General features: G+C 58.5%; 15 protein-coding genes. 10 read left to right on the top strand and 5 right to left on the bottom strand.

The features are described 5' to 3' along the window. Positions 1-20: 20 nt before the first annotated feature. The gene (locus tag ATY79_RS00950; RefSeq protein WP_088702667.1) at positions 21-1,367 is read left to right on the top strand and encodes an LLM class flavin-dependent oxidoreductase; all 1,347 of its coding nucleotides are present in this window, start codon (positions 21-23) and stop codon (positions 1,365-1,367) included. On the opposite strand, the gene ATY79_RS00955 is transcribed toward ATY79_RS00950, so the two are convergent. From ATY79_RS00955 to ATY79_RS00965, 3 genes are all read right to left on the bottom strand, one after another. Next, on the bottom strand, positions 1,368-2,021 hold the full coding sequence (locus ATY79_RS00955; RefSeq protein ID WP_088702668.1) for a methionine ABC transporter permease: 654 nt from the start codon (positions 2,019-2,021) through the stop codon (positions 1,368-1,370). Then, a complete protein-coding gene (locus ATY79_RS00960; RefSeq protein WP_088702669.1) occupies positions 2,002-3,087 on the bottom strand; it encodes a methionine ABC transporter ATP-binding protein in 1,086 nt (361 codons plus the stop codon). Before ATY79_RS00960 ends, ATY79_RS00955 begins: the two co-directional genes overlap by 20 nt. Positions 3,088-3,180: 93 nt before the next feature. Beyond that, positions 3,181-4,011, bottom strand: coding sequence for a MetQ/NlpA family lipoprotein (locus tag ATY79_RS00965; protein ID WP_088702670.1), 831 nt, complete (start codon positions 4,009-4,011; stop codon positions 3,181-3,183). Positions 4,012-4,337: 326 nt separating this feature from the next. Between ATY79_RS00965 and ATY79_RS00970 the strand changes: the two genes are divergently transcribed. From ATY79_RS00970 to ATY79_RS00990, 4 genes are all read left to right on the top strand, one after another. After that, the gene (locus ATY79_RS00970) at positions 4,338-5,708 is read left to right on the top strand and encodes an FAD/NAD(P)-binding protein (RefSeq protein WP_280950860.1); all 1,371 of its coding nucleotides are present in this window, start codon (positions 4,338-4,340) and stop codon (positions 5,706-5,708) included. 339 nt (positions 5,709-6,047) lie between these two features. Next, positions 6,048-6,593 (top strand): hypothetical protein, encoded by a 546-nt coding sequence (locus tag ATY79_RS00975; RefSeq protein WP_245312287.1) that lies wholly within the window; start codon positions 6,048-6,050, stop codon positions 6,591-6,593. 84 nt (positions 6,594-6,677) lie between these two features. Next, positions 6,678-7,367: an isoprenylcysteine carboxylmethyltransferase family protein gene (locus ATY79_RS00980; RefSeq protein WP_189637936.1), complete on the top strand. Its 690-nt coding sequence runs from the start codon at positions 6,678-6,680 to the stop codon at positions 7,365-7,367. 605 nt (positions 7,368-7,972) lie between these two features. Next, positions 7,973-8,380, top strand: coding sequence for a hypothetical protein (locus ATY79_RS00990; protein ID WP_088702674.1), 408 nt, complete (start codon positions 7,973-7,975; stop codon positions 8,378-8,380). A 276-nt stretch (positions 8,381-8,656) separates the two neighbouring features. Here ATY79_RS00990 and ATY79_RS00995 read toward each other — a convergent pair whose 3' ends face one another. Next, entirely contained in the window at positions 8,657-9,037 is a 381-nt protein-coding gene (locus ATY79_RS00995; protein ID WP_245312288.1) for a hypothetical protein, read from the bottom strand. A gap of 368 nt (positions 9,038-9,405) precedes the next feature. Here ATY79_RS00995 and ATY79_RS31830 point away from each other — a divergent pair, with 368 nt between their 5' ends. Together ATY79_RS31830 and ATY79_RS01000 are read left to right on the top strand one after the other, a co-directional pair. Continuing rightward, a complete protein-coding gene (locus tag ATY79_RS31830) occupies positions 9,406-9,534 on the top strand; it encodes a hypothetical protein (RefSeq protein ID WP_018858765.1) in 129 nt (42 codons plus the stop codon). Between the two features lie 107 nt (positions 9,535-9,641). Beyond that, positions 9,642-10,007: a VOC family protein gene (locus ATY79_RS01000; protein ID WP_088702676.1), complete on the top strand. Its 366-nt coding sequence runs from the start codon at positions 9,642-9,644 to the stop codon at positions 10,005-10,007. A gap of 171 nt (positions 10,008-10,178) precedes the next feature. Here ATY79_RS01000 and ATY79_RS01005 read toward each other — a convergent pair whose 3' ends face one another. Continuing rightward, positions 10,179-10,706 (bottom strand): hypothetical protein, encoded by a 528-nt coding sequence (locus tag ATY79_RS01005; RefSeq protein ID WP_088702677.1) that lies wholly within the window; start codon positions 10,704-10,706, stop codon positions 10,179-10,181. A gap of 217 nt (positions 10,707-10,923) precedes the next feature. Here ATY79_RS01005 and ATY79_RS01010 point away from each other — a divergent pair, with 217 nt between their 5' ends. Genes ATY79_RS01010 through ATY79_RS01020 form a run of 3 tightly spaced genes read left to right on the top strand, consistent with a single transcriptional unit; the run spans position 10,924 to position 13,002 of the window. Beyond that, entirely contained in the window at positions 10,924-11,595 is a 672-nt protein-coding gene (locus ATY79_RS01010) for an amino acid ABC transporter permease (RefSeq protein ID WP_088702678.1), read from the top strand. Continuing rightward, on the top strand, positions 11,595-12,266 hold the full coding sequence (locus tag ATY79_RS01015) for an amino acid ABC transporter permease (protein WP_088702679.1): 672 nt from the start codon (positions 11,595-11,597) through the stop codon (positions 12,264-12,266). Before ATY79_RS01010 ends, ATY79_RS01015 begins: the two co-directional genes overlap by 1 nt. Position 12,267: 1 nt before the next feature. Then, complete coding sequence (locus ATY79_RS01020) at positions 12,268-13,002, top strand: amino acid ABC transporter ATP-binding protein (protein ID WP_088702680.1); 735 nt, start codon at positions 12,268-12,270, stop codon at positions 13,000-13,002. The last annotated feature ends 6 nt before the right edge of the window (positions 13,003-13,008 follow it).

Genomic DNA, 13,008 nt, shown 5'->3' on the forward strand with positions numbered 1-13,008 from the left:
CCGGCACAGGGAACGACGATATGAAGCAGATGCAGATCTACGCATTCGACATGAACTGCGTCGGCCATATCAACCACGGTTTGTGGACACATCCACGCGATACGTCCAGCCAATATACGGATCTCGATTACTGGGTGGATTTTGCCCGCACCGCCGAGCGGGGCAAGCTCGACGGGATATTCCTGGCGGATATCCTCGGTGTCTACGATGTCTACAAGGGCAGTCCCGCATCGGTCATCGCGACCGGCGCGCAGATGCCGGTCAACGACCCATTGATGCCGATCTCGGCCATGGCCTACGTCACCAGCCATCTCGGCTTCGCGGTAACCGTCAACACGACCTACGAGCCGCCCTACCTTTTGGCGCGGCGCATGTCGACGCTCGATCACCTGACGAAAGGTCGGATCGGATGGAACATCGTCACCGGCTATCTCGACAGTGCTGCGCGCGCCATGGGTTTGGAGAGATTGCCGGAACACGACGCACGCTACGACGCAGCCGAGGAATATCTCGAAGTCCTCTACAAGCTCTGGGAGGCAAGCTGGGACGACGATGCCGTGCTTCGTGACAAGACGCGGGCCATCTTCGCCGAGCCTTCAAAGGTCCACGCCGTCAAGCACGATGGCCAATATTACAAGATGGAAGGCATTCACCTTTCGCAGCCCTCGCCGCAGCGCACGCCGCTGCTTTTCCAGGCAGGCGCCTCGGCGCGCGGACAGGATTTCGCCGCCCGCCACGCCGAATGCGTCTTCATTGCCGCACCGACCCCGCAGGCTGCCCGGCCGACCGTGGCGGCCCTGCGGCAAAAGGCCGAGGCATTCGGGCGTGGAGCGGACGCCTTGCGCATTCTAGGTCTCGTCACGGTGGTCGTCGGTCGCACCGAAAAGGAAGCATTTTCCAGGCTCGAAGACTACCGCCGGCATGCGAGCGTGGAAGCATCTCTCGCGCATTACTCGGCTTCGACAGGCGTCGATTTATCGAAGTACGGCCTTGACGATCCGATCGAACAGAGGTCGACCAACGCCAATCAGTCTGCGCTTGCTGCTATCACCAGGGCGCCGGCGACGCTGCGCCAGATCATCGACCAAATGGTCCTTGGCAGCCGCATGCGGCCGATCGTCGGTTCGGCCGAGCAGGTGGCAGATCACCTGGCGGCGTGGATTTTTGATGGCGACGTGGATGGCTTCAATCTGGCGCGCACGGTGGCACCCGAAAGCCTGCGCGATTTTGTCGATCTCGTCGTACCGGTGCTGCAGGAGCGCGGGCTGTTCAAGGCGGACTACGCCGAGGGGCCCCTTAGGCAGAAACTGTTCGGCGGCGGGGGCAGGTTGCCATCCTCGCACCCTGCCGCTGCGTTTCGCCGCTGACTACCTGTGGTCGAGCCTCGCGACCAGTCGATCGCCGAGCCACTGTATGCCGCAGACAAGGACGATCAGCACGACGACAACTGCGACCATGACGGCGGTCTCGAAGCGTTGGTAGCCATAGCGGATGGCGAGATCACCGAGCCCGCCCGCACCGATCGCGCCGGCCATCGCGGATGCGCCGATCAAGGTTACCAGCGTAACCGTGAAGCCTGCGACGATGCCTGGCAGCGCTTCTGGAACGAGCACCTCGCAAATGATCGTCCAACGGTTGCCGCCCATGGCGCGCACGGCATCGATCAGACCGCGGTCGACCTCGCGCAACGACACTTCGGCGATGCGGGCATAATACGGGGTTGCGGCAATGGCGAGCGGCACGATGGCCGCAAAGGTGCCAAGTGCGGTACCGACGATCAGCCGCGTCAGTGGGATCAGCGCGACCAGGAGAATGATGAAGGGTACGGAGCGGAAGCCATTGATGATGGCGCCAAGAAAGCCGTTTACCCAGGCGTTCTCGGCAATTCCCCCTTTGTTTGTGAGAACCAGCGCCAGACCAAGCGGCAGGCCGAAGACCAGCGAGATGAGCCCGGATGCACCCGTCATCAGGATCGTTTCCCAGAGGGAACGAAGCAGGAGATTAAACATGATCGGTGTCATAGCCGAGAACCTCCACCCGCGCGCAGCGCGCCGTTAGAAACTGCACAACCTTGTCCTTCAGGGCTGGCTCGCGCATCGGCACAGCAATGAAGAACCGCGCCACCGGCTGGTTCTGGATGTGATCGATACCGCCGTGGATCAGCCGGAAAGATTGCGGCAGTGCCTCAAAGAGATCGGCAAAAACAGCACCCTGCGCTGCAGTCCCTGCCATGTCGATACTAAGGATTGCATCGTCACCAGACGTTTGTGACAGCCGGGCGGCTATGTGCTCCGGTAGCTGCGGACGGCTGCCCGACAGCAGGCTCTGGGTGATCTGCGCCTTGGGATCGGCGAAAACAGACCAGACCTGTCCCTCTTCCACGATGCGACCGGCATCGATCACGGCGACGCGATCTGCAATACTGCGCACGACTTCCATCTCATGCGTGATGAGGACGATCGTCAGGTCAAGCTTGCGGTTGATATCCTTCAGAAGGGTAAGGATCTGCCGTGTCGTCTCCGGATCGAGTGCCGATGTCGCTTCGTCCGAGAGCAGCAAAGCAGGACGCGCGGCGAGCGCTCTGGCAATGCCGACGCGCTGCTTCTGACCGCCAGATAGCGAGGATGGATAGGCCTTAGCCTTGCCCGCGAGCCCAACGATATCCAGCAGTTCGTGCGCCCGCTTCAGACGCTCGGCCTTCCCGACACCGGCGATCTTCAGCGGCAGCGCCACATTCTCCTCCACTGTTTTCGATGACAGCAGGTTGAAGTGCTGAAAGATCATGCCAACGCGGCGGCGAAGCGGCTGCAGATCCTTTTCATCGAGACCGACAATGCTACCGCCCTCGATCTCGATCTCGCCGCTGTCAGGACGCTCCAGACCATTGAGGCAGCGGATCAGTGTGGATTTGCCCGCACCGCTTCGCCCGATGATGCCAAGGATTTCGCCCTTGTGAACAGTGAGCGATATGCCGTCCAGCGCAGCGGTTGCACCAAAGTGCCGATGGACATCGACAAGGCGGACCACCTCTTTTGACGCCGCCTGCGATTTTGCCCCGACTAGAGAGGCCGATACAATTGAGTTCATGTTCTTTCCCTTCGGAAACGCCCAAGGCGGCCCGGGCAAGGAACGCCCGGACCGCCTTGTTCAACGCGCCTACCGCTCGGCGCGAATGTTAGATCAGTAAGCGCTGACGCCGGTTCCCTTATACACCTTGTCGAACTCTGCCTTAACGGCGTCGTTCTGGTAGGACGACACCAGTGTCTTGACCCAGGCTTCGTTCTCGCTGCCCTGTTTGACGGCGATGAAGTTGCGGTACGGATTGTCGGCGATCGGCTCCTGCGCAATGCGGTCAGCCGCAGACAGCCCTGCCTTCAATGCCCAGTCGGTGTTGACGACTGCAGCATCGAGATCGTCAATGGCGCGACCGACGACGCCGGCATCAAGCTCCTTGATCTCGACGTTTTTCGGGTTCTCGGTGATGTCGGTGACGGTTGCCAGAATGCCCGTTCCGTCCTTGAGCTTGATGACGCCTTCGTTCTGCAGCACGCGCAGTGCGCGACCCTCGTTCGACGGGTCATTTGGCACACCGATTGTCGCGCCTTCGGCGATCTCGGCGACTGCCTTGTGCTTCTTGGAGTAAAGACCGATCGGCCAGACGGCCGTGTATCCGACCGGCACGATATGATAGCCGTGCTGCGCGACCTGATTGTCGAGATAGGGCTTATGCTGGAAGGCATTGGCATCGATCTCGCCGCGTTCCAGGGCCTCGTTCGGCTGTGTGTAATCGTTGAAGACGACCGTTTCGATCGTCAGGCCCTTCTTGGCAGCTTCGGCGGTTACGACGCGCCAGACGTCTTCATCCTCGCCGCTCATGATGCCGACCTTGATCGACTTGTCTTGCGCAAAGGAAGCAAGAGGCGATGCAACGGCAATCAGGGCAACCGTCGAGGCGGCGATTGCGGCAAGACTTGCACGACGCGTCAGGCTTGATTTGGACGTCTTCTTCATTGTGGTGTTTCCCGTCTTGAATTGATGAGGCGAGCCTCGAACGGCCAGATAATTTCAAAACCGCTCATGGTAAACCAAGCAAGCCGATCTCTATTGCGCTGCAGCACGGAAAAACTCTTCGGCGCCTGGACGTAATGGCGGGATAAAAATTCTACTGATTTAGTAGAATATTGCCGTTGCCGGGCTGCCTGACTGACTCTAAATTAGACCATCCGAGCGCGAAGAACAAACCTGCGCTCTTGAAACCAAGACGATCTGGACAGCGGGCATAGATGCAAGACAGCACGAAATCAAAACAGCCGCCCCGCGACCGAACGCGCCGCCCCCTGGTGGCGATTATCGGCGGAGGGGTTTCGGGAGCTGGCGTCGCATACCACCTGGCGCGCTCCATGACTGACCGAGCGCCAGCAATCGTCGTCTTTGAGCCGCGGCGCGAGCTTGGCAGAGGGCTTGCCTACGATACGACCGATCCGGCCCATCGCATCAATGTTCCAGCCGCCCGCATGAGCCTGCTACCTGATCATGCGGAGGATTTCCTCGAATGGATCGCGCGCAATGATGCTGTCGCGGACGACCCCGAAGCTTACCGGCCAGATGGCAACCTCTTTCCCAGGCGCCATGTCTTCGGCGCCTATATTGCTTCGGCGCTTGCTCCCTTCGTGCAGAGCGGCGCGGTGCGCCATCGCGTCGCGCTCGTTACCGAGGTGCGGCGGGACGGTGCGCTCTGGCATATAACAGATAGCCAGGGCGGACAGCTGTTTGCCGATTTCCTGGTGATCGCGACCAGCCATCCGTCGCCATCGACGCCAGGTGTTTTACGCGCGCTTGAAGGCCACCACCGGTTTGTACCGGATTCCACCTGTGCCGGAGCACTTGAGACCATCCGTTCGGACGACCGGTTGCTGATCGTTGGCAATGGTCTTACCGCCGCCGACATCGTCGCATCGCTAGCGCGGACCGGCCATCGTGGCCAGATCACATCGATTTCGCGCCGGGGACTGAGATCAAGGGGCCATGCACTTTGTCCGCAGGAGCCGTTCGGCGACTTCGAGGCGGCGCCGGCTCTAAGCGCGACGGCACTGTTACGCAGCATCCGGCAGACCATCAATGAGGCAAAGGCTGTCGGGCTGACATGGCACGCCGTGATTGATCAGGTACGCGGACACGGCCACACAATCTGGCAGAACCTGCCGATTTCAGAGCGTCGCAGGATCGTTCGCCATGTGAGGCCCTATTGGGACGTCCATCGGTTCCGGATCGCGCCGCAGGTGGAAGACGTGCTGGAACACGCAATCGCGGAAGGCAGGATGGAGGTACTCGCCGCCTCCGTCGGTCGCGTGCATCGCGAGGGCGAGACCATCCACGTAGAGCTTAGGCAGCGGCATGGCCCGCCGCTGCAGAGGAGTTATGATGCCGTGGTCGTCACAACTGGCCCTGCGCATGGCGGCATTCTCGAAAGCCAGAACTGGCTTTTGAGGCTTCGCGATCAATCACACTTGCAGCTCGACCCGACCGGCCTCGGGATTGCCTGTTCCGAGAACTCGGAGGCGGTTGGTGCCGATGGAGACCCCGATCCGAGCTTGCTTATTTCCGGGCCTCTGGCTCGGGGCACGTTCGGAGAGTTGATGGGGCTGCCGCAGATCACCGAACATGCGGTCTTCGTGGCCAGCAAGTTGGCCGCAAAGGTAAAACAATGAGAAATCCCGCTGAAATTAAGCCGGATTAAGCCGTCGGTTTGCGGGCCGATTATTGCGCCAGGATTTTCGTGGCGGCCGTTCGAAAATGCGGCTGGGTCAAAAGGTTTGGAACGCACCGGTTTTGCAACGGCGCGGCACGACAGTTACTTGGGCGAAATCTTGGATCGTCATCCCATTAGGCCGTAATGCGCGCTCAATCAGCCGTGTTTGAGGCCCTGCCGCCAGTTGGCAATCAGTTTCATGTGTGTTTGCCAAGTGCAAATTGGGCCGATACTTGACACGGGTGACGGATTAACCATTTCTGTTCTGGACCGATAAGTCTTGCGCATGTATCGGCTAATGCTTTCCAAAACCAATGCACGCCGTGAGGGCAACGTTATGCGCGACTTGGCCATGAAGTGTATTCGTCTCGGCCCCACTTTGGTTTACGCAGTGGGCGCGACATTCGCTGCCAGCATGCTCTTGCTAGCCCTATTCCCTTCAAGCCCATTTGTCTGGGCGCTTTATATGACAATCCTGCCTTTGATGCGGTTGCCGGTGTTCATGTTGTTGGGCATTCCGAACGTCCCGATTTCGGGCGTGGTCGCCATTCTGGCATCAGCCGCCGTTATCGGCGTGTATCTTTCCTTCCACCCGCAACAGTTTCTTCGAACGCGGTTCATCCATTCGCATACTGCGTTGATAGCTCTGGTGCTTGCCAACATCGGGACAAGTAGCGCTCAAGCCAGTCTCATTGTCTATATTCTCCCTCGGATGCGTCATGGCGACTGGTCCGTGCTGATGCCGGCGACGCTGCTCGGGACCGCGTTGTTCTGTCTCGTTTCTTTGGCCTGCCTATCCTCGCATGCCGAGATCATCACGGCCATGCGCGAGCAGCGTAGTTAACCATCGGTAAACAAATTCGATGGTTGCGATTGCTATTTGCTGCAACCATGCACAGATTGCCTCCATACAACCGATGGGGAACCAATGAGCAGTCGATACCTGGCTATTGCCGACATCGTTGGCAGGATCTGCATCTGTCTCTATTTCATCCCGGTGATGATCAGCAGGGTGGTTGCCATCCATCACATTTTCGCGAGGGGCGATCTCAAGTTCCTCGATATGGTGACAGTGGCGGCTGATTTTTCTTCTGTGGTGTTCGCTGGAATGATGAGCGTCGTTACCATCACGCGGTTGCCGCCCATCCGCTCGGCCGAAAACATCGAGGGTTACGTTACCGCGATGTCGGGGACATTCCTTATGGTCTTGGTAGTCGGCTATCTTCCGCCCGCTACAGAGATGCCAATGGTGTTTCGCCTGATCGGGCTTGGCTTAACGATCATCGGATGTCTGGCCTCGGCATACGTGCTCTTATATTTGGGGCGGGCCTTTAGTGTCATGCCAGAGGCACGCACCCTTATTACCTCCGGGCCGTACTCTGTCGTGCGAAATCCTCTCTATCTCACCGAAGAAGTCGCGGTGATTGGTTTCATCATCCTCAACCTATCCGTTTGGACGGTCTTGCTTGGCGCTGTACACTGGATGCTGCAGCTCAGGCGCATGGTCAATGAGGAGCGCGTACTTCGGAGTGCTTTCCTCGAATACGATCGATACGCCGCAAGCGTGCCACGCATCGTGCCGTTTAGGAGCGTCCGCAAGTTGCTGTCGGTTCGGTGAACCCGCAATCCGAGGCACGTTGGCTGGACAAGAGCCGCTTCACCAAGGACGTGGCGCGCTATGGGTTTATGTAGACTGAGCCGCCGCCGCCCGATCTGATCTTGCAACCGCTATCAGCCGGTCAGATCGGGGCTGGTCTTCATGCCGTGTGGCGGCCGAAAATGACATTTAGCCTTGCGCCGGATCGGACATTCCAACTCCTCCGCCACCTTTATCATGGCAATCGCCTCAGGATGGGAGGACTGACCTGTCTCAGCGAGAAGCGCCTCCGGCCAAACCGGAAATTCTGGTGGCGTTTCGTTGTAGAAGATGGCCGCAAAGCCAGCGAAAAGGGACAAGGGCGCGCAAACCATGTGCGACGCCTCTCCGCTTCGTGCGGCGGCTCGATATCAACGATCGTTTATTAGCTCGTTAGTCAGCGCGGCCGAGCAACCTCGCGCCTCCCGAACAATCCGGAGCTTTCAACGACCGACTTCCGGTCCGTCAAAGGCATCGCCACGCGCATTGCCGCATACAGACCTGCCACCCAGCGGCGCCATGGCAGCGATTGATATCGCAATCAAAAATATACAACGTTTGAGTGAGGAAACCGACATATTTGCCAAATGGCAGATACTGTCGCGGTCTGCCAAGCTTGGTTCATCTGCAAGAAAGGGAAAGCTATGGCCGGCGAATATCGCCTCTGTTCGCAAGGGGAATTCTGGTCCATCATCGATCAAGCAACGCAAGAGCCGGCGCGGCTCGACGGCGTTCCACTTTCATCCATGGATGCGGTGGAAGCCAAACACATGCTGGCTATTCTCAAGGGCATTGATCGCCTCAGGAGCGCGTCGCGCAAGTCGGTATCGATGGCGAAAAAGATGCGGCCTCAAAGCGTGATGGTCTCCTCCCCTCCAATCGTCTACGAGATGTTCGAGATGCTGCGCCCGCTCACCGGGTCGATTGCTCAAGCTGCCCTGATGAACCAGGACATACGGCCAAGACGACATGAATTTGGCGCACGGGATGGCTGAATGTTGATTGCCACCGTATGAGGGCCTTCCTATTCATGGTGCCACTCTAAGCCCTTGTGCTTTCCAGCACGACCGGCCGATGTGCTCACTCACCGGAACTCCGTATCTCTCATCAATACCCATGACGAGGCCGGCAAGCCGCAGCGCCTGGTTCCGGGCTTCCTTCAATCGAGCATGCGAACTACCGCCGCAGGAACGCCAACTGTAGCGCGATCGGGCACTGACTGGATTGGCCCGCGTCTCTCCTAGATGTTTTTCGCAGCGCGAGGGTGAACTTCAGCTGACGATACCGTTCTGCCGGCACACGGAATCCAGGTCTGTTCGCACATTGCCTTGAGTGGTCAGGGCGAACGACAACGTCGCTTTTCTCCCAACATTCGTGGTTCTCAAGACACCTGCGAAAGGCTCACCGCCTGTAAAATTTCCCGACTGGCTTTTGGAGTTCACAATGCCGCAAACATAGATCCCGGACGGTTTCTGTGAAGCTCTGATACTTGCAAACGTCGCGCTGGCAGGATCTCTCAGGAACTTGCGAGTTCCGTCCTGAACCGCAGAAAGCTCGTCCTGCGATAAGGTGTAGGGGACGGCCTGTTCTCGCTGAGAGACCCCTGTGCAGGAAGCAAGCATCACCATACTGACGATCACGATTTTCTTCATGAAACTCTCCATAAATATACTTCGCCGGCTGGCGTCCCTCGAAAGGCTCTCCTCAAGCTACGGCTAAATCAACGCCTTATTTCGACGTATATCCTCACCGACGGAACCGCCCATATCCCAGTTCCCCACCGCGTCGCGGATGCTCTTGATTGCGACAATCGCCCGGCACCGTTTGGCTCGTAGCCCAACAACACGAGCGCCAGTGTCACGCAATGGTCGACGCGGTCGCCAGCGTCGATGGCAAGCTCCAGATTGGTGAAAGGAAAAAAGGGATGGTTGAAGCGAGCGATGGCTAGTGTTGCAGTTGCGCACTCGACTCGCGGCCGACGCGGTGCTTCAGTAGGGAAGCCTAAAGTTGGGAGTTGGCGATGTACTACGAATGGAACGAAGCCAAAGCGAGACGGCAATACCTGATCAAGTTCGCCTCGGTCTGGTTGGCAGCTATCGCGCTGGCATTTCTTCCGGTGTGGTGGCTGGTACAGGAAACCACATTCTAGTGAAATCTAACGATTGATACCGAGGCAGGGTACGGAACCAGCTGTCTGCCTGGCGATTTTGGTCTAGATTATACCCGTGTCGCTATCAGACGATAGGAGAAGCCTGAATGGTCTCCGTCCGATATATCGTTGCCGACGTTGACAAGGCGGTCGCGTTCTACCGAAACAACCTCGACTTCAGGCTCGACAAGCACAGTCCGGGCAAATTCGCCGCGCTCGTGCGCGACGAGCTGACGCTTTATTCGAGCGCCCCAGGTGCAGGAAGCGGCGGTCAGGCTGGCGGCAACCCGAAGCCGGGCGGGTGGAACCGGTTTATGCTCATCACCAACGAACTCGATGCGTTGATTGAGCGACTGCGCCAAGCCAATGCAGGTTTCCGCGGCGAGATAAGCGACGGCGGTGCTGGCCGTGCCATCCTGCTCGAAGATCCGTCAGGCAACGTTATCGAACTGTTCGAGTTCAAGAGGGACTGACGCCTCCTCCTGTTGGCTCAAAGGCCAGTTTTCTTGCGGTATTGGCCCACCGCCATGCTATGTCGGCCTGGTGTCAACCTGGCCGAGAAAACCAAGGATGCCAAAAGTTTCTTGGTTCGTTGCGCCAATCCCCAGTTGTCTTCCAACTTTTTGGGCAGGCAACAACCGTGCCTACTTTACAGTCTCCGCGAAGGCTTCGAGCTCTGGATCGAAGTCAACCTCGACCACATTGTTGAAGACCGCAGTCGCAAGCATGATGCCAGCAAGAGCCACCAGATCGACGAGCGTCTTGGCATCGTAGCGATCCTTCAGCTTCGTCCAGATCTCTGCGGGGATCGCGTTGGAATCGGCAACGATTGCCTTGCCGAAAGCGTTTAGAAGTCGTTCTTCTTCAGAAAGTATCAGGCCGTCCGGATCGAACCCCGCATTGATCAGTGCCCGGCGAAAGAAAGTGATGGCAATCTTCGAGTTCGCGGCTTTCGAAATGGCGTGCGAGAAGACCCAAATAGGTCTATCGGCAATTGAAGAGAGCTCGGCGCGAAGCGTGAACCATTCGGCGTAAACGCGATGGGCGACCGGCGAATGCAACAATGTGCGCTTCATGTTCGTCATCCGGCCGCGCACCCTCACCTCCTCGTCGTGTGCCGCCCTGATCTCTTCGGAAACCGTTGCGTAATCGATCTGCGAGATATGGCTCATGGCGATCCTCGTTCCATGTGGGCAACTGTCCGGCGTCTGCGAGACAGGACATCATACTGACACGGCTTTTCATTGCATCTTCGCAAGATCGGCCGCCTGGCGCCAATCCCTTAGCTCACGGATGACGGGACGCACCAGGAAACCTTCCCGGCATTCTTGACAATATCTGATCTGCAATACACGATGAAACCGGTTTCACTTTACTCATGGAGGCATCGTGCGGCTCGACCTGTCGGTTCTATTGCCTCATCTCGGCTTTCTCGCGCAAGGCGCCTTCCTGACGGCACAAGCATGCGCGCTCGCGCTTGTCGGCAGCGTCATCATGGGCGCATTCGTGGCGATTGCGCGAACATCTTCGTCGGTACGTCTGCAAAGGACGTCGTTCATCTACGTCGATATTTTCCGCAACGTGCCCTTCATCGTGCAATTGTTCTTCTTCTATTATGGCCTGCCGGAGATCGGTATCTATATCGATGCGTTCACGACCGGAGTGATCGCCTTGTCGATCGCCGGTGGCGCCTACGCCTCGGATGTGATCCGAGCCGGTATCCTGGCAATCGACCAGGGCGTCATCGAAGCAGCCGAGGTCAGTGGCCTGTCGCGGCGTGTGATATTCACGCGCATCGTCTTGCCGATCGCGCTCAGAACCTCGGTGCGGCCACTCGGCTCGGTTCTCATCAACATGATCCTCACCTCGTCGATCCTCTCAACGATCACGCTCAACGAATTAACCGGTTCAGCACAGATCGTGGTCTCGCAGACATACCGGCCCTTCGAAGTCTATGTCGTGCTGCTCGTCGTCTATGCGATTTTGACCTACCTCGTCTCGCTCGCAATCGCACTCCTCCACCGTCGCCTCAACCGTGACATGAGGGAGGCTGTTGCCTGATGCGCTTCACCGATTTCACACCCTTCGACCTCGTTCTTCTCGCACAGGGTCTCGGCGTCAATGTCGCCCTCTTCCTCGGGACCTCACTGCTCGGACTGGTGATTGGCATCGGTTGGGCAATCGTGCGCTACTATCACGTACCGGTGTTGAGCGAATTGATCGCCTTCGTTTCCGAGCTCTTGAAGAATTCACCGGTGCTGGTGCAATTGTTTCTGGTGTTCTTCGGCCTACCTGGTCTTCTTCACATCCGTGTCACGCCGGTCACCGCAGCGGCAATCACGCTTTCGGCCAACACGGCCGCATTCACCTATGTGATTGCGGTCTCGGCGATTGAGTCGATCGGCCGCGACCAGATCGAAGCGGCGCGCGTCTTTGGCTTGAGCCGCTGGCAAGTGCTTCGTCACGTCGTTTTGCCGCAGGCGGCGGCGTTTGCGGTTGGTCCGCTCGTCGCATTGCTTGTCAACCAGTTGCAGGTGACATCGCTGATCTCGGTCATCGGCGTCGTCGACCTGACCAAGATTGGCAACATCCTCAACATGCGGACCCTGAAGCCGTTTATCGTCTGGACGGCCGTTGGCCTGCTTTATTACCTCGCCTCCAAGCTCGTCGCATGGCTCGGGTCGCGCTTTGAAAAACGCCTTCGCGCCCATAGCGCCTGGAGAGGGCTCTGAAATGATAAGAGTTGAAAACGTAAAGAAGGCCTTCGGCCACACGACGGTACTTGATGGCGTTGATCTGACGATCGAGCCTGGCGAGGTTGTCTCGATCCTCGGCTCGTCCGGCTCCGGCAAGTCGACGTTGATCCGCTGCATCAACGGTTTGGAGAAGCTCAACGGCGGCCGGATCATGGTCGACGAGTTCGATGTGAGCAAGCCGAAGGAGCTTGCCGAAGCACGCAAGCGCTCCGGCACGGTCTTCCAGCTTTTCAACCTCTATCCGCACATGACGGTGCTCGGCAACATCACGCTCGCGCCGGTCGAGGTATTGAGGCGGCCTCGCAGCGAGGCGGAAGCGATGGCCCGCGGCTTGCTGGAATCGGTCGGCCTCGGTGGCAGGGCCGACGCCTATCCGGCGCAGCTGTCAGGGGGCCAACGGCAGCGCGTCGGCATCTGCCGCGCGCTCGCAATGCAGCCGCGTTACCTGTTGCTGGATGAAGTGACCAGCGCGCTTGATCCGGAGATGACGGGGGAGGTGCTGACAATTCTTGCCAGGCTCGCCCGGGATGGCACGACGATGCTGTTCGTCACGCACGAGGTCGAGTTCGCCAGGCAGATTTCAGATCGCATCGTCTTTCTCGATAAAGGCAGGTTGCTGGTCGACTTGCCGACCAAGGCGTTCTTCGCCGCCGACGGCGGCATGGGGCAGCCGCGGGTTGCCCAGTTTCTTTCCAAGATGCGCAAAGATTAGAGGTTC

Source organism: Rhizobium sp. R693, from assembly GCF_002211315.1.
GTDB lineage: Bacteria > Pseudomonadota > Alphaproteobacteria > Rhizobiales > Rhizobiaceae > Rhizobium.